The organism is Gloeocapsopsis crepidinum LEGE 06123 (assembly GCF_015207655.1).
Taxonomy (GTDB): Bacteria; Cyanobacteriota; Cyanobacteriia; order Cyanobacteriales; family Chroococcidiopsidaceae; genus Gloeocapsopsis; species Gloeocapsopsis crepidinum.
Genome location: NZ_JADEWN010000041.1, coordinates 31,878 through 51,439, shown reverse-complemented (window position 1 = coordinate 51,439; position 19,562 = coordinate 31,878). Strand labels below are relative to the sequence as shown.

Genomic DNA, 19,562 nt, shown 5'->3' with positions numbered 1-19,562 from the left:
CTGATTGAGGTGTCACCTTGTGTGTATGCCTTAACTATTTTTTCTCGCAAGTCGAGCGAGTACGGTTTCATTAGACTTCATTTGTGTACTCCTCTTACTGTACCTCATAAACTTGCAATAGGCTGTATGTCACGCTAATCTACATAAAACTTGTTTTTTATTTCAACAAAATTTTCTGCTAATTAGCAAATAAAATGCGATCGTGACAGTAGTTTACTGTTGTTTAACTTCTATCCTTAAATAAAGATTAAGTTCGACTATTTTTGCGATTTTAACGCTGGTTAATACGTCTTTTCGGTGAGTAAATTATGTTCCTTCCTTTGACCTGTTAAATGGCAATTAAATTACATTGACCTCATACTTTACAGCTATAACAGTCGTTTCTTCAGTATTTTTTGAAGTTCTCTTCTGAGTAATGTACGCTACTCGTTTAATTACTTGCATACTCTTTTGTTCAGCTTCTCTAGCATCAATTGCCACGATTGCGCTATATTCTCGACTCAAGCTAACTAGGGAAATTGCGACAGTATACTAGCTGGTCTGATGATACATACCCTTTAAAAGGAACTGAAATAGGAACCCAACCATTTGTTCCTTGACCTGTTAGTATCACTCTTCGACCACTAGATATGTAACCAATAATTTCACTCTCGCTAGAAGGTTTTTGTCGTGCAGGAATTCCTCCTTCAGTAATGACTTGACGGCAATTACTAGGTGGTGGAGACGCTGCTTGACAGCGACCGATCCAATCTGCATAAACAAATCCCTTCAAGGGAGCAGAAATAGGAACCCAGTTGTTTGTAATACCGCCTGCAACTTCGATATTACGACCGTAGGCAATGATACCAACTGCGCTGCTATAAACTGTAGGTTCTTCTCGCACATACAACCCACTTTTAGCAATCACCTGATAGCAACTATCCGAGCGTTGCGCTATTTCAAATTCAGTCGGAGAAGCTAGTGTCTTTTTTACGATCAGAGATTTACTAGCCAGAGGTTCAACTGCATTTACAGTAAGAATGGATGTAGTCAGAGCTACTGTTGATAAAAATGATATTGTCAATGCTGGATAGTTTTTCCAGGTAATTGTTTGTTTCATAATGACTATTATGCAATCTGACAATCGAAGATTTTTGATTCGTGTAGGCTGCAAAAATTCTCAGTTGTGACTTTATGCATATTTTTACCCACTTTACATGTATTTAAAAGTTTGATGAAAAAAAGTGCAGATTCCGTGGAAAAGATAACTATTTTGTCTTCTCCCCTAGTTTTCCACTTTTTTGTTTTAAATATGTCAACCTGTACTGCATTTCATCTATAAAGATGAGTTCTGACTTAAATTAAGCTCAAATTACTAGTGGGAGACCGAGAATGCGCTATCTCAAAAAGCTAATTTCTTTGGCAGTAGTGTCGAGCGTGTTAGTTGCTATAGCCGCGCCAATCCTCGCTCAAGCTCAAAGTCCGCTTCCGCCTGATGCGATCCAAACATCTGCAGGAATTAATTTTGAGAACTTACTAACTTACACGCCATTTCAACATGGCATTGTCGGACATGTTTTAACGCTAGGATATGCAGCACAAGCAGCAGGATTTGTATATTTTATAACAACAAGCAACAACATCGCTCCCCGCTATCGGTTATCGTCTTCGCTGTCAGCGGTTGTCATGGTTTCGGCATTTTTAGAGCTACTTCAACTATCACAAGATTGGCGGTCTGCATTTGTCTATACAGATGGTTTGTGGCGACCGACTAATGATGCTTTCTCGAATGGCTTTCGCTATATGAACTGGTCGATTGACGTGCCGATGCTGTTACTGCAGTTAGTCGTCATCTTGGGTTTAACACGCAAGCAAGCTTTCTCCTACGGCACTCAGTTTATTATTGGTGGGCTGTTGATGATCTACACAGGATACATCGGACAGTTTTATGAGGTGACGAATCCTATTCCATTTTGGATCTGGGGTGCAATTAGTACAGTATTTTACATCTATGTCCTGTTTGTGATTGGGCAAATGATTAACAAGTCAGCAGACAATTTACCCAAACAACCGGACAACCTTCCGAAGGCGATGCGAAATGTTTTCTGGTATATTCTAGTCACTTGGACGCTTTACCCCATTGCCTACCTAATGCCAGTAATTTCGTTTTCAGCTTGGGGTGTGGTGGCACGGCAAATTATCTATACTGTCGCAGATATTACCACTAAGGTGATCTACGGAGCCATTCTCAGCTACATTGCCCGCAAGCACAGCGAGGCTCTGGAGTACGAACCGGCAGTTGCCACTTCGCGACGATAGTAATCTAACAAGTGCGATCGCGAGTCGTATTGCTTCACCGCTGAAATCGTTTTCAGATGTAAAAACTTGAGAGCTTTAATGGCTCAAATTGAGCAGGCTGCACCACAAATGCCTGTAATAGTGTAGTTTGAATGAACAAAAGGTCGTCGCGGCTTCGGCTATGTTGTAGCAACAATACTGAGCGTTACCTTAGTTGGAGCCGCAGGAATGTATGCGTTTGAAAGTAATACTCCTGATGGGTGCGGTTTGAATGACTACGGAGCGGCACTTTGGTGGACAGCAATGCTAATAACCACAATTGGTTCGGAATATTGGCTCCAAACTCCAGAAGGGTGGTGCTTTGCTTTTTCCTAGCACTATATGCTTTTGCAATGTTTAGTTACTTGACAGCAGCGATCGCTACATTTTTTATCGGTCGCGATGCTGATAATGACGAAGCTGAAATTGCTGGGGCTAAATCTATAGCAGAACTACACGCTGAAATTAAAACTTTACGTCACGAGATTCAGGTGCTATCTCGCCAGGAATTAGAACAGTAAATATTTTGAATTTTATTGGAAGGCTATTTAATGAGATATCGAGATAAAGCCAGTGAACCAAAAGAATTACCTCCTCAAGCGGAACAAGTCAGCGATCGCGAAGAAAGAGAAATTACCGAACGCTTCCGTTCTAGCACTATTGTTGTTTGCAAAGCTATTTGGCTTGAGAGTGAGTTACGTCGTTCAGTTTCCACCCTTGCTTGGTCTGGACTAGCAGCCGGACTCTCAATGGAATTTTCACTCATAGGTCATGGTTTACTAATAGCAAACTTACCTGACCAACCCTGTTATAAACCACGATCAAGTTGCTTAATTAAATTAGGTAGCTAATCCATGAACGAACTAAATATTGCATTAGTAGCTGTTGGTGGGTTAGTTCTGTTAATTGGGCTAGTATCTGATTTGTTTAGACGGACTTGGTGGACATCAGAACCGCTAACAGCGCTTGTATGTGGAATACTGCTAGGTCCAACCGTTTTTGGATTGCTTCACCCCGACCGCTGGGGAGTTGCTCAGGAGACGCTAATTGAGCAAGCAGCCCGCTTGACTTTGGCTATTGGGTTGATGGGAGTAGCCCTAAGATTGCCCAAAAACTATGCTTTTCGCAAGGCGCGATCGCTTTTGGTACTTCTACTACCAGTCATGTTGTTGATGTGGTTGTGTAGCGGGGTGTTGGTTTATTTGATCTTGAATCTACCTTTCTGGGAGGCAATGCTAGCAGGAGCAGCAATTACACCTACCGATCCAATTGCCGCCTCCTCAATTGTTACAGGTGTAGTAGCTAGAGAAAATTTACCTGGACGCTTGCGTTATATCCTTTCGGCTGAATCGGGTTGGAATGATGGTTTAGGTTATCCCTTTGTTCTATTGGCAATTCTCATGTTGCAGCGATCTCCTACAGAAGCTATTTCTCACTGGTTCACTCGCATCTTACTGTGGGAAGTCGGGGCAGCAATCTTGTTTGGCGCACTTTTAGGTTATTTGGCTGGTCGTCTTTTAGAATGGGCTGAAAATAAACATACCATTGAAAGTAAATCTTTTCTCGGATACACTATTGCTCTTAGTATCACAGTGCTAGGTGCTGCCAAGCTGATTGGTACTGATGGAATTTTGGCAGTATTTGTCGCTGGACTAATTTTTAGCGATGTGGTAAGGGGTGACGAGAAAGCAGAGGAGGAGAACGTACAAGAGGCAATTAACCGCTTTTTTACCTTACCAATTTTTATTCTGCTTGGCTTAGTCCTTCCTTGGCAGCAATGGTGGGCGTTGGGATGGAAAGGACTCATATTAGTATTATCAGTATTACTACTGCGCCGACTTCCAGCAATTCTATTGCTCCATCGATTAATAAAACCACTCAAAAATACTCCAGATGTGCTGTTTATGGGTTGGTTTGGTCCAATCGGTGTAGCTGCACTTTACTACGCTGGTTTGTCTCTACACAAAACTGGGGTAGAAGCAGTTTGGACTGTTACTAGCTTAGTCATTTGCGCCTCGTTAATTGCCCACGGCTTAACTTCAACTTCTTTAACTAAACTCTATGGTAGATATAATCAAAATCAGCAGGTCAATCGTGAAAGTGGATAAATAATAATTGCAAAGTACATATTTTATTCAAATAGCACGTACTGCAACTCTAACCTATCAATATTGTTAACTATTCATCTTCTTAACTACTGAAGAGCAAAAAGATTTGCAAATAAAGTTCATTTAAGTACTCAGTAAGTTGCTGCGGCTAGCTGAATTGCACAACTCATTTTTTGAAATTTTTACTTAAATCTCCCCGACTTTTCCACTATCTAGGGCTAACTTTAAGACAAAGGCAGTTAAATCTACTTAACTGTAGTTCATAACTCATCTCTTAATTCAATCAATTACTGGCGTTGTACGTCGTAGTTACGGTTTAGAAAAGCTTTTCAACAGGAGCTAAATTGTAAACGCGATCGCGCAACGCACTTTACTATTTAAAGACAGTATAATGCTGAGCTAATCAATTCACTTTTTTACTGCGATTGTACTGAACAAATTGCTTGCTACAAGCTTTGTATTTGAAGTTTTGCTATCAATTCCATTCTTCACAAGTCGAGTCGTTTAGTAGCGTAGGTAAATCAGATTAGCTCTGATGTGGTTTTCTCTAGACTTACGTTTTTACTCGTTTAGGACGACCTAAAATTACAGCGCTAGCAGGCTGCTTTATAATTCTACAGAGCAGATTTTTCACATTAGCAATGTCTAAAAACATACCTTTTTGTATCTAAATATTACTATACCAAAGTTGTGAAAATGGGACGGTCAGCTTCATGCTTTTAGGTTTTTCTCCACTTCAGATTGAGAATAGCCTTAGTATTACAAAAAAATTACAGTATTAATCCGCTTCCTTCATCTAGTTAAAATATGTTTTAGCTAATCTTGCTGGTGGCTATCTCTCGCACTTTCAAAGTTAGAGTTTATCAGAAGTAGTTTTTCCTTACTCAAGGTAGATTTTAACTTTGCATTATCTCATTAAAATGATTATTTTATAAGTGATAATACTATTCTAATATGTATAAATTTACACTATTGAAGGTGAGGCATTGCTAGTCCAAACTCTAAGATGCAAAATCTAAATTTAGGTATTAGGATAAACAGCTATGAATATTCAGGCAGCAATAACAGCAGCATGGGACAAAATTGGAGGACTAATCAACAGCTTTATTGTCATGCTGCCAAACATCGTCTTGGCACTTATTGTTTTTATTCTATTTTTCTTTGCTGCTCGCTGGTTGAAGTTATTAGTAAAACGCCTCACTCGTAGGCATCGGCAAGCACGAAATTTAGGTATGGTGTTAGGGCGATTAGCTCAGGGAACTGTAATTCTCCTAGGCTTATTTGTTGCACTATCAATTGTTGTCCCCACATTTAGAGCCGGAGATTTAGTACAGCTACTCGGTATTAGTGGTGTAGCAATTGGTTTTGCGTTCCGCGACATTCTGCAAAACTTCTTAGCTGGAATTCTGATTCTTTTGACTGAACCATTCAAAATTGAAGATCAAATTGTCTTTAAAGGCTTTGAAGGAACGGTAGAAAACATCGAAACGCGCGCTACGACAATTAGAACCTACGATGGTCGTCGAATTGTTATTCCTAACTCCGAACTATTTACGAATTCGGTTACAGTTAATACCGCCTTTGAGAACCGCCGTTTGGAATATGATGTCGGTATTGGGTACAGCGACGACATCAAAGAGGCAAAGCGGTTGATGCTTGAGGCAGTCCATAGCGTAGATGAAGTCTTGAAAGACCCCGCTGCTGACGTGCTGGTAATGGAGCTAGCTGAAAGTACCGTGAATATTCGTGTCCGGTGGTGGATAAAACCGCCTCGGCGGGCAGATAGTCTTGATGCAAGAGATAAAGTTTTAGCAGCAATCAAGAATAAGCTGACTGCTCATGGTATTGATCTACCCTTCCCAACACGCCAAATCCTATTTCACGACCAAACTGAAGAGACAGATGGAGATCGCAATCGTCAGCGTGAAGGATGGCCTGCTGGCAATCAAGAAGTACCGAAATCACGTAGTATTAGCGATTCTCTCAAGCGGTTAGCTGAAATTCGAGCCTCAAAAAACGGTGATAGCAGCAACCAAAATCTAACTGCGGACGATGGCAAATGAAAAACGTCAAAATTGCTAAATTCTGGAACTCACTCCAATCGAGCTACTTGTTCTTGCCAGCAGTTATTGTAGTAATCGCGATCGCCTTGGCTTTGACAATATTGACACTTGACCGAGCAGGATATTATGGTCCCCTAGAAAAGTGGGGCTGGATGTATACAGGCGGGACAGATGGAGCCAGAGCAGTACTTTCAGCCATTGCTGGTTCTGTCATTACTGTTGCGGGTACTGCCTTTTCAATTACAATAGTGGCTTTGCAACTAGCCGCTTCTAATTTTGGTCCCCGCTTACTGCGTAACTTTATGCAGGATGTTGGTAATCAAGTTGTACTAGGAACATTTATTGGTACATTTATCTACTGCTTGCTTGTTCTGCGGACAGTCAGGGGAGAAGGAGACGATTACACTTTCTTTGTGCCGCAGATGTCGGTGACAGTCGCTTTAATACTCGCGATCGCAAGCATCAGTTTGCTGATCTATTTTATTCATCACGCCTCCACTATCATTCAAGCATCACACGTGATCTCAGAGGTTAGTACCGATCTCGACCGTGCTATAGAGCGATTATTTCCCGAAAAAATCGGAAAAAGCTTGTCTCAAATTGGGCAGCGAGTGGTAGAAATCCCCACAAATTTTGATGTAGATGCATACCCGATTAAGGCAAATAGTAGCGGTTATTTACAAGCGATTGACGATGACAAGCTAATGCAGATTGCCTCTGAGAATGAGTTGCTAGTGCGTTTAGAATTTCGACCAGGCAAGTTCGTCGTCCAGGGTAGCGAGTTAGTCATGGTCTATCCTAAGGAACAGGTCAACCAAAAACTTATCAAAGAGCTTCGAGATGCTTTTATTCTGGGTAAAGAACGCACCGAGCAACAGGATGTAGAGTTTCCGATTCATCAATTAGTTGAAATTGCTCTACGTGCGATTTCTCCCGCCGTCAACGATCCATTTACTGCCATTCGGTGTATTGACCGATTAAGTGCCGGATTGTCGCGCCTTGCAGGGCGAGATTTCCCCTCTCCCTACCGCTACGATGACAAAGACAACCTGCGCGTCATTGCCCAACCAGTGACGTTTGCAGGGCTAACTGATGCTGCCTTTAACCAAATTCGACAGTATAGTACCTCGGACGTTGCTGTGACTGTTCGTTTACTGGAAGCGATCGCAACCATTGCTCTTCGTACCAAAAACCCCAGAAACCTTGCAGCACTGCGCCGTCATGCCGAAATGATTAAGCATGATAGTTGCAATAGCGTTTCTCAAGAATTAGATAAAAAAGATATTGAAAAGCGATATCAAGCAGTGATAAAAGTACTTTAGATGACGAGGAGCGATGGCTCACTCAATGGCAACCCATCAATTTGAGTATTGCTACATCTGGTTCATCCAAAACCAACGATAGCCATATGCTTCTAGAGGAATAGAACCAGAATCATTGTTTAGGGGTTCGTACTGGCGATCGCCAAATACATCAATCAAACATTTGTCATCCTGCAATTTAAGCGTTACACTACACGCTCTGTCCGCTAAGTTATGCAACACAACCACTGCTCGTTGCGACTCGCAGCAGTGGGCGAAGACACATGGTTCGTCTGTTTCTAAAATCTGCCACGAACCTATGCCTAACTCTTGGCATTGCTTGCGGGTACGAATGAGGCGCTCCATCCAATTGATTAATGAGTTGGGATCGCGCTGCTCAGTAGCAACATTCACTCGCTGATACCCGTACTCTCCTTCTGCAATCACCGATCGCACAAGAGCATTAGCAGGAGCATTAGAGAAACCACCGTTGGGTGCATCGCTCCATTGCATCGGCGTACGGACGCTATTTCTACCAGGTAGCGATAAGTCTTCACCCATGCCAATCTCTTCACCGTAGCGCAGTAAAGGCGTACCAGGTAAGCTAAACATCAAACTGTAGACTAATTCTATCCGACGGCGTTCGCCATTCATCATCGGTGGTAAGCGACGGCGAATCCCATGCTCATAAATCCGCATATTTTCATCAGGGGCAAAAGCTTGAAAGACTTCTTCTTGTTGAGTTTGACTGAGGCGATCGAGTGCTAATTCGTCATGGTGACGCACAAAGTTAAGCCACTGGCAAATACCAGGTAAATCGGGAAGAGTTTTCAGTCCATCTTGTAGTATGCAAGCTTCTCTACGTGCCAACGCCAGGAACATATACTGATTCAGCAGAAAATTGAACAGCATATGCATTTTGTCTCCCTTACCAAAGTAGGCAGAAATTTGCTCTGGTGGGACATTTGCTTCCGCTAATAGCACCGCATCACCCCGACGCGAAGAGACAAACTCTCGCATCTCGGATAGGAAACCTTGTAAATCTTCCCGATCTGCACTTTTGATGCCAATTCCCTTAATTAAAAAAGGAGCAGCATCGATCCGAAAACCAGACACGCCAAGTTCCAGCCAGAAACCCATAATTTTGCAGATTTCTTCTCTCACAGCAGGGTTAGAAATATTCAAATCTGGCTGTTCTTTGTAGAAATGGTGTAAGTAGTATGCTCCTGCCTGTGCATCGTACTCCCAAATGCTATCTTCCACATTAGGAAACATCAGCAGTTTTGGCTCAAATTTAGGCGGATTTTCCGACCATACATAAAAATCGCGATACTTAGAATGTTTATCTTTTCGCGCTGCTTGAAACCAAGGATGTTGGATAGAGGTATGGTTGACGACAAGATCGACTATAACTCGAATTCCTCGTTCTCGTGCTTGGTGCATGAACTCAACAAAATCACCTAGCGTTCCTAGTCTGGGATCGACATTGTAATAATCCATCACGTCATACCCGTTGTCGCGGTTGGGAGAGGGATAAAACGGCAATAGCCACAGACAGGTAATTCCAATTCCCGATAAATGATCTAAGCACTTAGTCAGCCCCTGAAAGTCACCAATTCCATCACCGTCAGAGTCCATGAAAGTTTCGACGTCTAGGGAATAAACAATCGCGTTTTTATACCACAATTTTTTTATTGCATCCACTTTCCCAACCTCTTACAAAGTATGAAGTGCAAAATCTTAAGTGTTCGATTACTCACCAACGCTCAGTTGACGTAGAGAAATTTGTTTGCATATACTCTCTACAGCTAGCGTTAGCGATCGCATAAGTTCAGAATTTTCGCTGTAATCGACGGGTGTGAGATTTGCAACCCGTTGGCTTTGAGTTAGGTCTAACTCTCGTCCCCATTCTTTTGGTGTCTGATTTTTATAAAGCGCGATCGCCGTACCCTGTTCTTGATTGAGTAACGAAAAGCAGGGAATATCTGACTCGCCATCGCCAACATAGATTGTCTGTGTCAGTGGAATATAAAGTTCCTCAGTCGCTACGTCTCGATAAACAAAAGATTTCCCGTCATCTTGATGATGCTCAATTCCTTTTGCTATTTGAAAGAGATAGCGGGTTTTCTCAGTATGGGTAACAATCTTTTTCAAAAACTCAATCCCACCATCTTCGCCATAAGAGAACTCACACCCCCACATGCCTTTAAAATGAGGCGCAATGCAATTACAACGAGCAATTTCTACCATGCCGCAAGTAATTAGGTAAAATTCAACTTCTACTTCAGGATTAATTTGGTAGGCGCTTTGTCGCAGGCGATCAAACATTTGAGTCACGCCATCAAACGGCTGTAACTGTTCGCCAAAACCAGCAATATATTCCTTGGTAATCCGGTTGCCTTGGCGTTTTGATTCCTCAATCAGAGCATAGAATCGCGCTAGAATCTTATCCCAACCGCTTTCAACTAAAGGCTGAATTCGTTCTTGGCGAAACTTCAAAGCGTCAATATCCAGACTTTCTAATAAACTATCGACGGTATCCGGTACAAGGGTGTCGTCAAAGTCAAAAACAACTGCAATACGGTTAGAGAAAGGTTTGGTAGATAAAGTCATTGCGATCGCCTTATGTAGAAGTTAGCTGCTTGTATTCAAATGATTAACTTAGCTAAAATAAACGGAAACTAGAGCGAAAAGTGAGAATCCACCCAGAAATATAAGAGTGTCCAAGTACGTATCTTGGCTATGTTCGTGCGCTTCGGGAATCATTTCTTCTACGACTACTGTGGTGAGGATGCCAGCAGTAAAGGCAAGCAGCCCTAGTTGAAGCAATAGAGACTGACCTCGAACTGCCCAGTAGCCAATGGTTGTCCCCAAAAAGATTGGGAAGAAGAAGGATGCAGATAATAGCTGACGGTTGCGGCGGGAAATTCCTTGGCGCTTGAAGGTAGCAATAGTGGCAAACCCTTCAGGAATGTCAGCGCTGACTTGACCGAGAGCTAGTAAGGTTCCTAAACTCAGCGCAATTGTAGAACCAGTACCGATCATTAAGCCGTCGCTAAATAGATCTACAGCAACACCGAAGAAGATTGCCCAAGCTGCTGTATTACCTTGAGCTTTTCCTAAACGAGTTTGTACCAGATGAATTGCTTGGTCTAAAGCAACAAAGAAAGCACCACCCGCGAAAAAGCACAAAATGACGACCCAAGGAGGGTTAGCTTGCAGGATCTGAGGCATCAATTCTACTCCTACCACTGCTAACACAATGCCGCCCGCGCCATGCAATGCCAGACTCAAAAGGCGTGTTGAGACGCGATAGTACTCTGCAATCAAACCTCCAATAAAGTTACCAATTGCGGGTAAGGCGGACAAAGCTAGAGCGATTAGGTACTCTTTCACAAGGCTGCTCCCAACACGAAATAATAGGCTTCAGCCCGATGAGCTTCCCGTCCCAATAAATCCAAGCAACTGAAGCAAATAAATAATGGCAAATACAGCGAAGAAGAGTCCAGCTATCACTGTTCCAGCAAAAATTATTTTTGACGGTCGCAATTCTTTTGGTAACATCCGATGATTTAGATAGAGGGTGAGTCCAGTCACAATCGGGATGTGGGCAGCTTCAATTGCACCTGCAGTTTGCAATAAGCCCACAGGTTGACCGAAAAATAGATAAACGGCGATCGGCAATGCTGCTAGTAGCACAATAATATAGAAGCGCTGCAAGAACTTTTCATTTGTCCAGCGCCCTCGTACCCCAAATCCTTGCAAAAGAATCTGCGTGCCATCAGCAAACATCCGCCCAAAACCATCTTCTACAGAAAGAACGGTGCTACAGAAGGTAATAAACACGATCGCAATCATAAACCAAAAGCCAAAAGGTCCCCAAATATCGCCTAACAATCGCCCCAAAGTCTCTGCCACTTGATTTTCTCGTGGTACAAGTCCCTGCGGACGCAGCAATTCACCACCAAGGATCAGAAAAGACAGCGCCGCTAACAGCGCACCCACTACTGCTAAAGTATTGGATATTAAAGTTAGACCCATCCAGCCTTGCAGCTTTTTCTTTTCTTCGCGATTGAGTTGCTTAGGATCTAATCTTTCTCTACCTTCAACGCTAGCAGCACCATAACCTCTGGCTTCTACCCAATAAGAGTACCACATTAACCCAGCAGCACCTGCTAGCATAAACCCTAGCCAAGGTAGTATTTCTTGATACTGTACGTTTTGCGGAATTTGCGGTACTATGCCGTTTGCTAATTGGCGAAAGCTGGGAAAAACAAAAATTGCAGCTGCTACCACTGCAATTGTGCGGGCAATGCCAACATAAGAGGAGATTTTTTCTACGACATTGTATTGCCCAAACAGAACAATCGCCGCCGTAACAGCGATAATAATCACTGTCCATACCTGAACAGTTCCCCCAGTTATCAAAACTAGTGCTGTGGCAGCAGCGCCTGAAAGTCCAGCAACTGTAGAAACTGCTACCACCGCTTGTGGCAATAAAATTAGCCAAATTGACCAGTTTTTCGGACCAGGAAGTTGCTTGAAGCCTTCGAGAATTGTTGCTCCTGTACAAACTGTAAAGCGCCCCACCTCGCCATTAATGAACCATTTCAAGATCACGGCAGCAAGTAGCGCCCACAGCAGAGAGTAGCCATATAAAGCAGCAATTCGCGGCGTGAATAGTAATTCTCCCGAACCAGCCGCAGAAAGCATCCACAAAAAGCTCGGACCGAGCCACTTGAAGCGATCGCCTCCTTTTGGCGGCTTTGGTATTCCTGCTTTATTCTCCTTCTGGGTATCATTTTGCATTGATGACTGGCGATCGCTATGATTACTCATTATTAAGTTTTAGTTATAAAAATCCAATTTTGGCTGACTGAATTCAGCAGAACTAACTATAAAACAAATTTGGCTTTGAGCATAAACTCTAATAGTGGAAAACTAGTAGAGAACTGTCTAAACTATTAGTTCATTAGTAAAATTGAAAGCTTTGATTTTGATTGAGCGTAACTCAAACATTACTCGATCAGTTGAGCTAATTGATTCGCTGGTAAGGATTGCACTAGGCTGAGAGATAGAGGTGGTTGACTAATCGCCTGAGCATAGTCAGCGCTCAGGTAGGGGCGGTATTGCTGCGAACCTGCTATGTAAGTTTCAAAAAAAGCCACACTCCAAGCTCTAAGATAACGACGAGCCAACGCAGGTTCTGGACCAATAACTGATTCGGGAATAGGTAAAGGTTCAGTATCAGGATCGGATTTATCGGCGGCGGAAAAATGCGTTCCACCAGCGAATAAGAGGAGATATTTGTTCTTGGCAGTAAGCCAGGTAAAGGGCAATATTTGTTCGGGTAAAGCAGGTGCAACCTTATCTGCACTACTACTTACAATCGTTACCGGAATTTGAATTTGGCTTAACCCGTCTCGACCAAAAACACTACTTGTAATTGGGTTAATGGCGATCGCTGCTTTGATTCTTTTATCCTGCAAATTATATTGAGTGTGCGGTAGTTCTAGCGTTCGACACTGCAGCAAGCGCGACAAATTAAAAGTATTATTTAGATTCTTACAGTCTTGTTGGAGTTGGTCAAAATTTAGCGAAGCACCTGCTAAAGCTAGTGCCGTATATCCGCCGAAGGAATGACCCACAACTCCAACTTGTTGCAAATTGAGAGCAAAAGACGTGTCGGTGCGGTCAAGTTGTGCCAAAACATCAAGTAAATAGGAAACATCCAGAGGACGATTAATAAACTCGCTTGGTGGTGTCACAGTTTTAGTACGACCATTTAACAGCGATCGCAATTGTTCGGCATTACTGTTTGGATGCGAGGGAACAGCAACGACAAAACCATAACTGGCTAACTGCTGGGCTAGATATTTAAAAGTGTTGCGGTCTGAGCCTAAGCCGTGGGAAATAACGATTACAGGGGCTAAATATAATTCTCCTTGACTTGCGGCTCCCGACGCCTGCGGAATATAAACATCGGTTACAAAAGCACGATTGCGACTGCGGTCATAAAGTTTTAACGTGCGCTTATTCCAGCTAAAAATTCCTGTTTGGCGCAAGTCTGGTAATTGAGAGAAATTAGCTGGTTGTTGATTGATAGCAGCGGTGGTCGATTCTTTTTGTATAAGCGCGATCGCTTGGTTTGTGCGTTCGATGAGAGCTTGTAATTCCTCTACCATCTCTAGACTTTGCACCAGATCGACTCGAATGCCGTTGGTTGGGAACTCACGCAAGACATCGAGTAAGGTAAAGCCTTGTGGTTCTTTTGCCGCTGCTAATATTACGGCTGCTCGAATTGCGTAAAATCCTGGTTGTCCGGCTTCAGTTTCAATGATTTGTCCCAATCGTTGTAACAAAGTTTCACCAATTGGCGAGTAAAGAAATTGGGAGATTGCCACCGAACTCAGATTGATTTGTGCAGTTAATAAGCGTTTCAGCCTTGCCAACTGTGTAGGGTTAAGTCGGCGGGTGTAGGTGATTAATTCTCCTTCAATTTCACCCGTTTTAGCAAACTCTACCAAATTATCAATCTCTATCGAACTCTCCAAAGCTCCATATGTTGCATAAATGCGATCAGCTGCTACTGCTGCAGTTTGAACTCCCGTTACTGGAAACAACAATAAAGAGAGTGCAATGCTTACAGATTTAATCAGCTTAGAGAGCAAAAGTTTCTGTAATACAGCCATAATGTCCCTAAAATCTTGCGTCATATTCCACAAGCAGCCGACTCTCACCACTCAAATTGGTAGAGGCACGCATCAAAAATTGGTCGTTGAGACGGTAAATCAAGTTGTATCGCAGGCTATCATCAGCAGCAAATACCCGCGATAAGGAAACAGAAAAATCATCAGTAATGATAAAGTCTGCCTCGATTGCTAAACCCAGTACTGAAACGTTTTCTGTTGGGTCAGTCACGATAGTAGGGAACAGGCGTAATTGATCAATACCGATCGCCTCTCCTAATTGGGTAATAGTTCCTTGTAAATTATTCAACAGCGTAGAGCCTGCTATTGTGGCAAGTCCTAAAGCAGGATCTCCTCTACCCAAGGTATTAATAAAGGAGCCGCCTAATAGCGCGACGATCTCAGCTTCGCTGCGATTTGGATCGCTGGTCAGTTCCAAATTTTGTGCTAACTCGCTGGCTGGTCCTTGTACTGCTGCTTGCACGCGTACGGTGCGGAAAGTGTTGAAGCTCGTTGCGGGAATGTCGCGGATCTCGCCTGATAGGGAGGAAGTTGGAACCTGCTGAATGCCTGTTGTCTCCGGTATAATTGCTACCAAGGTTACATCCAGAATAGGGTTCAGTCCTCCCTTTGGCGTGAAGCGTGCTGTCTGTTCTTCACCCCGCGCTAAGGTAAACTGAGTTGTAAATAAGTTGACTTGTCCCTCTACTAGACGCACGACTCCTTGAGGACGAGGATTCGTTAAAGTACCGTTGATGGTAAGATCGCCTTCTGCCTCAAAGTTGAGTAGGGGTTGGCGGACAATTTGCACATCGTTGCCGAGAATCAACTGCAAATTGGCAAGTTCTATTGGAGATTCATCTGTAGTATTGCTGGCTGTACTGCCTGCTGCGGCAGAAGGAGTGTCTCCGGTTCCCAAGGATATCTGACCATTTGCCAACCGAATCTTGCCACCAATATCAGGAGATAAGGCTGTGCCAGTAATGACGATATTGCCGCTGACTCCGCCTTGATAGCGTCCTTCAAGCTCTACATCTAGATCGTTAAAGGATACCGTAAGAGGATTATTTGTTGCTAGCTGTCGTGCTGCTTGGGAGGCAAAAATGGGGATAGTTCCCTCGGCTCGTACTTCGCCTGTATTGTATTGCCCTGTGATGCCTGGAATGATAATGCGATCGCCGTTAAACTCTACCGTCCCCGTTACATCTGTTAGCGGTTCGGGCAAAGCTTCAGCCTGTAAAGTGGCATCATTTACGACTGCTGTCCCCGTTACTACAGGTTGGTCTAAAGTTCCTTGTACTGCAACGTTTATTTGTCCTTGACCATCAATCCAAGCAACTTGGTCAGTCAATAAATTTAACAGCGCCAAACCTTCATCTTGCACGTTGGCTTGAATGCTAATTTGGTTATTGTCAGGCTGAACCGAAGCAAAGGGCAACGCTACAGGAATACTGCCTATAATTTCTACTGGCTGCGTCTGTGCTACTAATACTGTACTGCCAAAATTCAACCGTGCGTCGTTGTAGCTAAAACTCAATTGGGCATTGTCAATTGGTTGCTGATTTACACTTCCCTCAACTAGCGCCACTTCTCCTATAGCTGTGGGATTTTCTAAACTACCTGCGAGAGTAACGAGGGCATTCAAATTACCTGCCACCTGGATGGGAAATTGTGGAGGGAGAAAAGGTTCGATGAGCGATACTGGCAGCGCTTCAACTCGTACCTGTCCCAATAGTTGCTCCTGAGTTAACGTTCCTGTCAAGGCGATGAGTCCTTCACCGAAGTCAACTCGTAGCGGTAGCAGCGTCAAGACACCATTATCGTAAGTTCCTTGGGCAATAACTTCGTCAATTGTGTAATTGCCCCATACCCAGTCTTGACCGAAAAGATCGAAGCTAACGTTAAATGCTGGTTGCGTTCCTGGAGGTAATGCACCGTTCACCGCAATTCTACCGCTGAGCGTACCGTCTAATTCTGCTAGCGTTGGTAGCGGCGCTGCTTCCCGTTGTTGGCGCTGTTGTGCAAGCAAAGCTTCAATTTCTGAGAACCGTCGCAGTTGAGTGAGCAAAGATCTTTCTGGTAAACCTACAGGTACCGTTTGTAATACCTCTACTCCAGGTATATCTTCAGGTAACAATCCTTCTGCAAAGTCTGCAAAACCAAAGATGCTCAATGCCTGCAAAACATTTTCAATTCTGGCTTGGTCAAAATCAATTTGGAATTGAAATTGTCTATCGTCTCCTGGTTGTAAATCTCCACTCAAGGAAATGCGACTTTCGCCTTGCAGCAATTCTCCCTCAGTTAAAGAGAAAGCACCAGCATCAAAACGGATGCGCCCGCGAAATACATTAGCTGCCAACCGACCTACTCTCGGTCGAGCAATTTCCAAATCTGCCACTACTGTAGAGTCGGTTATATTCTGGGCTAAGTCGATGACTAACTTGCCAGATAGATCTCCAGCAATTGTGCCTAAATTCCGCAAGCGAACGCTTGGAATCACGTTTTGCAGCACAGCTACAGGAAAGTCTTGGACATTGACAATTAAGTTTTCGCCTTGAGTTGTACCAGTTGCTAACGCTTGATCGCGTCGGACAAAGAATGAAATCGGCCGATTATTCTCATTCAAGGTAACAGCAATTCTATCTTCTTGACCGCTGACTTCTAGTTGAGTCCGTTGCCCAGCCTGATAATTTAATCTACCAGTTAATACCGGATCGAAGGCTAAACCGTTGACTCTCAAGTTTTGCAAACCAAGTTTTCCTACTGCATTAGGGGCATCAGGAGTACCTGTAACTTTTCCTGTAAAATCCGCTTGCCCTGCTAGCGCCACGTTACCAGGTAGATTCAAACCGAGGTCTTGCAAGTCATAATCTCGCGCCTGCACGTCTAAGTTGAACCCAGCAATTTCGGGTGCTGCCTGTTCTGGTAAGCGCACGGCAACGGTTCCACTCGCATTAAGCCCTGGTGTAGTTGCTTTTTGAACGATGATTTGATCTCCATTCCATCTAACTTGAGCTGTTAAGGGTTGCTCGATGACAGCTAAACCTTGAGAAAAGCGCACTTGTCCTTGGGCTTGAATATCTGATAGCTCAAACGAATTTCCAGACACGCGCAGGTTATTGGCACTCAATTGTCCCCGTAACTGAGGAGAAAAAGAGTTGAGTTGCACTCCACTGGCGTTAACAACTGCTTGGAATTGGCGATTTCTGTAAATTTGACCGTTTGCTGTCACCGTACCGCCTGCAACCTGGAAGACAGCATTTCGGATTAGTGTATTTCCCTTGTTGGTAACGACGACTTCTGCTGTACCAGGGTATGTAGCTTCAGGTGCTTGTACTTGGGTTACGGTACGGATATTGCCAGGAGAACCAGAAATCTGGGCTGTAGCTGAGACATCACCAATCTCAATTGGGGAAGAAGTACCGTAAAGCTTGGCTACAGCATTTCCTGGTACATTTTGTCCCTGGAAATTAAATGCTACTTTGGGTTGAGTTCCTAGCTGAATTTGACCCTTACCTGTTATTTGCCCACCGAGAGTTGGGGTTGCTTGAATATTGGCAAAGGTAATTTCTGGTGATGCTCCTGCTGTTGTCAACCGAAAGCGACTGTTAATATCTTTAAATGGAATGCGGTCGATCTGGGCAGTGTTAATCGTACTGATAGTTCCGCTCAAGATTGGGTTAGCGATCGCGCCTTGTAACTGAATATCTGCTGTGACAGTTCCCGTCGTTGGCACGGGAGACCTGACATTTAGCGTGTTGAGCAGATTATTAATGCTAACTGCTTTTACCTGACCTGAGAGGTTATAACCTTTTTGAGTATTTAGCGTCCCGCCGATTTGAACCGGAATTTTGCCATAGCGCGTTGTCACATTCTTTAGGGCGATCGTCCGATCCTGCTGAAATAACAGTTTCCCTTGGGTATTAGTAAATAGATTAGGAACGTTTTCAATCTTGGCAGTGACGTTACTCAGGCTAGCCGTCCCAGCGATCGATGGTTGTCCTTCGGGTTGTAACTGCACTCTTAAGTCCCCATCGACTCGACCTGCTTGTAGGTTGATGGGTAAATCTATCAATCGACTAATCTCGGTTGCAAGTAAATTTTGTGCTTGGATATTAAGAGTTATTTGTTGTAATGCCGTAGGGCGAGTTTCTCCAGCGATCGTAAGTTTGCCTCCTGTGTTCGGTTGACCAGTTAGCTCGAACTTAATTCGCTGATTTTGTTCTAAGAAGCGGGCGACTCCACTAACGTCTGCGATCGCCACTGCACCTTTAGACCTACCTGGTTCGGGCTTTGGCACTAATACAATATCGGCATCTTGTACTCGAATCGTTTCTAACTCGGTTTGGATGAAACCAACACCACCTTGTGGAGTTTTGATTTGGGTTTCAACCCACTGTCCATTTTTCGCTTGTTCGATGTATATATCTGGTTGAACTAACGTAACATTTAATTCCAGTCTCCGGTCGAATAGCAATGGCAAAAGATCGAAATGAACTTCTACCGCATCTGCTGTCAGCCGATCTGGATCGGTAGGAGTCGCTGGGAGCGATGCGGAGCTAAATCGCAGGCTATTGAGTGAAAATCTCTCTACTAACCCTATATCTACAGGTCTTCCAAATATCTGCTCTAAATTACTTTCAACTAGCGGTACTAACCTTTGGTTGATAAAGATCCATCCCCACGACACGCCTCCCACAATTGCTAAAAGTAGAAATGCTCCTATAGCAATACTGCTACGGCTGAGTATCAACCACAAACGCTGATTAGAATCTGGTTCTGGTGGGCGATCGCCGAAGTGGGTCATTTTATACTCTTATTTCACATCCATAGCGCCTGTATCAACTTCGCTTTATTCGTTGGCTGAGAGCGTTACTGTATTAGCATCGATCGAACAAGCAAAGTGACTTTGTGCTACACGCTTTAATAGACTTATACTGTGAAAATAAATCTAAATCGTGGAAAACTTGGGGAAGATAAATCAGCATTAAGCAAGATAGTGATTGCAGACTTAATGAAACAAGTTGCCTTTTGTAGATCTCTATCCAATACACTCTGGCTCTTTACTTTTCGACCACTTAACAA

At 43.5% G+C, this 19,562-nt stretch carries 14 protein-coding genes; 7 read left to right on the top strand and 7 right to left on the bottom strand.

All coding sequences use genetic code 11. The features are described from left to right. Nucleotides 1–505: 505 nt before the first annotated feature. Nucleotides 506–1,099 carry an SH3 domain-containing protein gene (locus tag IQ230_RS16290; RefSeq protein WP_193933145.1) on the bottom strand — a complete coding sequence of 198 codons (594 nt, stop codon included), beginning with the start codon at nucleotides 1,097–1,099 and terminating at the stop codon, nucleotides 506–508. A gap of 272 nt (nucleotides 1,100–1,371) precedes the next feature. Between IQ230_RS16290 and IQ230_RS16285 the strand changes: the two genes are divergently transcribed. The 7 genes from IQ230_RS16285 (at nucleotide 1,372) to IQ230_RS16260 (ending at nucleotide 7,809) form a co-directional block, all read left to right on the top strand. Next, nucleotides 1,372–2,298, top strand: a complete 927-nt coding sequence (locus IQ230_RS16285; protein WP_193933143.1) for a bacteriorhodopsin — start codon at nucleotides 1,372–1,374, stop codon at nucleotides 2,296–2,298. A 207-nt stretch (nucleotides 2,299–2,505) separates the two neighbouring features. Then, complete coding sequence (locus tag IQ230_RS26780; protein ID WP_228055032.1) at nucleotides 2,506–2,652, top strand: hypothetical protein; 147 nt, start codon at nucleotides 2,506–2,508, stop codon at nucleotides 2,650–2,652. A 17-nt stretch (nucleotides 2,653–2,669) separates the two neighbouring features. After that, a complete protein-coding gene (locus tag IQ230_RS26775; RefSeq protein ID WP_228055030.1) occupies nucleotides 2,670–2,837 on the top strand; it encodes a hypothetical protein in 168 nt (55 codons plus the stop codon). A 30-nt stretch (nucleotides 2,838–2,867) separates the two neighbouring features. Further along, nucleotides 2,868–3,167 carry a hypothetical protein gene (locus tag IQ230_RS16275; protein WP_193933141.1) on the top strand — a complete coding sequence of 100 codons (300 nt, stop codon included), beginning with the start codon at nucleotides 2,868–2,870 and terminating at the stop codon, nucleotides 3,165–3,167. A gap of 3 nt (nucleotides 3,168–3,170) precedes the next feature. Next, the gene (locus IQ230_RS16270; RefSeq protein ID WP_193933139.1) at nucleotides 3,171–4,424 is read left to right on the top strand and encodes a cation:proton antiporter domain-containing protein; all 1,254 of its coding nucleotides are present in this window, start codon (nucleotides 3,171–3,173) and stop codon (nucleotides 4,422–4,424) included. Nucleotides 4,425–5,467: 1,043 nt separating this feature from the next. After that, nucleotides 5,468–6,487, top strand: a complete 1,020-nt coding sequence (locus IQ230_RS16265) for a mechanosensitive ion channel family protein (RefSeq protein WP_228055028.1) — start codon at nucleotides 5,468–5,470, stop codon at nucleotides 6,485–6,487. After that, nucleotides 6,484–7,809: a DUF2254 domain-containing protein gene (locus tag IQ230_RS16260; RefSeq protein ID WP_193933137.1), complete on the top strand. Its 1,326-nt coding sequence runs from the start codon at nucleotides 6,484–6,486 to the stop codon at nucleotides 7,807–7,809. Before IQ230_RS16265 ends, IQ230_RS16260 begins: the two co-directional genes overlap by 4 nt. Before the next feature lie 51 nt (nucleotides 7,810–7,860). Here IQ230_RS16260 and IQ230_RS16255 read toward each other — a convergent pair whose 3' ends face one another. The 6 genes from IQ230_RS16255 to IQ230_RS16230 form a co-directional block, all read right to left on the bottom strand. After that, the gene (locus IQ230_RS16255; protein WP_322742440.1) at nucleotides 7,861–9,492 is read right to left on the bottom strand and encodes an alpha-amylase family protein; all 1,632 of its coding nucleotides are present in this window, start codon (nucleotides 9,490–9,492) and stop codon (nucleotides 7,861–7,863) included. A 48-nt stretch (nucleotides 9,493–9,540) separates the two neighbouring features. Continuing rightward, the gene (locus IQ230_RS16250; protein ID WP_193933135.1) at nucleotides 9,541–10,401 is read right to left on the bottom strand and encodes an HAD family hydrolase; all 861 of its coding nucleotides are present in this window, start codon (nucleotides 10,399–10,401) and stop codon (nucleotides 9,541–9,543) included. A gap of 48 nt (nucleotides 10,402–10,449) precedes the next feature. Then, the gene (locus IQ230_RS16245; protein WP_193933133.1) at nucleotides 10,450–11,184 is read right to left on the bottom strand and encodes a ZIP family metal transporter; all 735 of its coding nucleotides are present in this window, start codon (nucleotides 11,182–11,184) and stop codon (nucleotides 10,450–10,452) included. Between the two features lie 30 nt (nucleotides 11,185–11,214). Beyond that, entirely contained in the window at nucleotides 11,215–12,627 is a 1,413-nt protein-coding gene (locus IQ230_RS16240) for an Nramp family divalent metal transporter (RefSeq protein ID WP_193933131.1), read from the bottom strand. A gap of 179 nt (nucleotides 12,628–12,806) precedes the next feature. Then, the gene (locus tag IQ230_RS16235) at nucleotides 12,807–14,480 is read right to left on the bottom strand and encodes an alpha/beta hydrolase (protein WP_193933129.1); all 1,674 of its coding nucleotides are present in this window, start codon (nucleotides 14,478–14,480) and stop codon (nucleotides 12,807–12,809) included. Between the two features lie 7 nt (nucleotides 14,481–14,487). Next, entirely contained in the window at nucleotides 14,488–19,284 is a 4,797-nt protein-coding gene (locus IQ230_RS16230; RefSeq protein ID WP_193933127.1) for a translocation/assembly module TamB domain-containing protein, read from the bottom strand. Nucleotides 19,285–19,562: the final 278 nt, after the last annotated feature.

Bases quoted from the DNA above. Each gene is read 5' to 3' on its own strand.
- IQ230_RS16265 (WP_228055028.1), top strand. From the start codon at position 5,468: ATGAATATTCAGGCAGCAATAACAGCAGCATGGGACAAAATTGGAGGA.
- IQ230_RS16240 (WP_193933131.1), bottom strand. From the start codon at position 12,627: ATGAGTAATCATAGCGATCGCCAGTCATCAATGCAAAATGATACCCAG.
- IQ230_RS16285 (WP_193933143.1), top strand. From the start codon at position 1,372: ATGCGCTATCTCAAAAAGCTAATTTCTTTGGCAGTAGTGTCGAGCGTG.
- IQ230_RS16235 (WP_193933129.1), bottom strand. From the start codon at position 14,480: ATGGCTGTATTACAGAAACTTTTGCTCTCTAAGCTGATTAAATCTGTA.
- IQ230_RS16290 (WP_193933145.1), bottom strand. From the start codon at position 1,099: ATGAAACAAACAATTACCTGGAAAAACTATCCAGCATTGACAATATCA.
- IQ230_RS26775 (WP_228055030.1), top strand. From the start codon at position 2,670: ATGTTTAGTTACTTGACAGCAGCGATCGCTACATTTTTTATCGGTCGC.
- IQ230_RS26780 (WP_228055032.1), top strand. From the start codon at position 2,506: ATGTATGCGTTTGAAAGTAATACTCCTGATGGGTGCGGTTTGAATGAC.
- IQ230_RS16260 (WP_193933137.1), top strand. From the start codon at position 6,484: ATGAAAAACGTCAAAATTGCTAAATTCTGGAACTCACTCCAATCGAGC.
- IQ230_RS16270 (WP_193933139.1), top strand. From the start codon at position 3,171: ATGAACGAACTAAATATTGCATTAGTAGCTGTTGGTGGGTTAGTTCTG.
- IQ230_RS16230 (WP_193933127.1), bottom strand. From the start codon at position 19,284: ATGACCCACTTCGGCGATCGCCCACCAGAACCAGATTCTAATCAGCGT.
- IQ230_RS16275 (WP_193933141.1), top strand. From the start codon at position 2,868: ATGAGATATCGAGATAAAGCCAGTGAACCAAAAGAATTACCTCCTCAA.
- IQ230_RS16250 (WP_193933135.1), bottom strand. From the start codon at position 10,401: ATGACTTTATCTACCAAACCTTTCTCTAACCGTATTGCAGTTGTTTTT.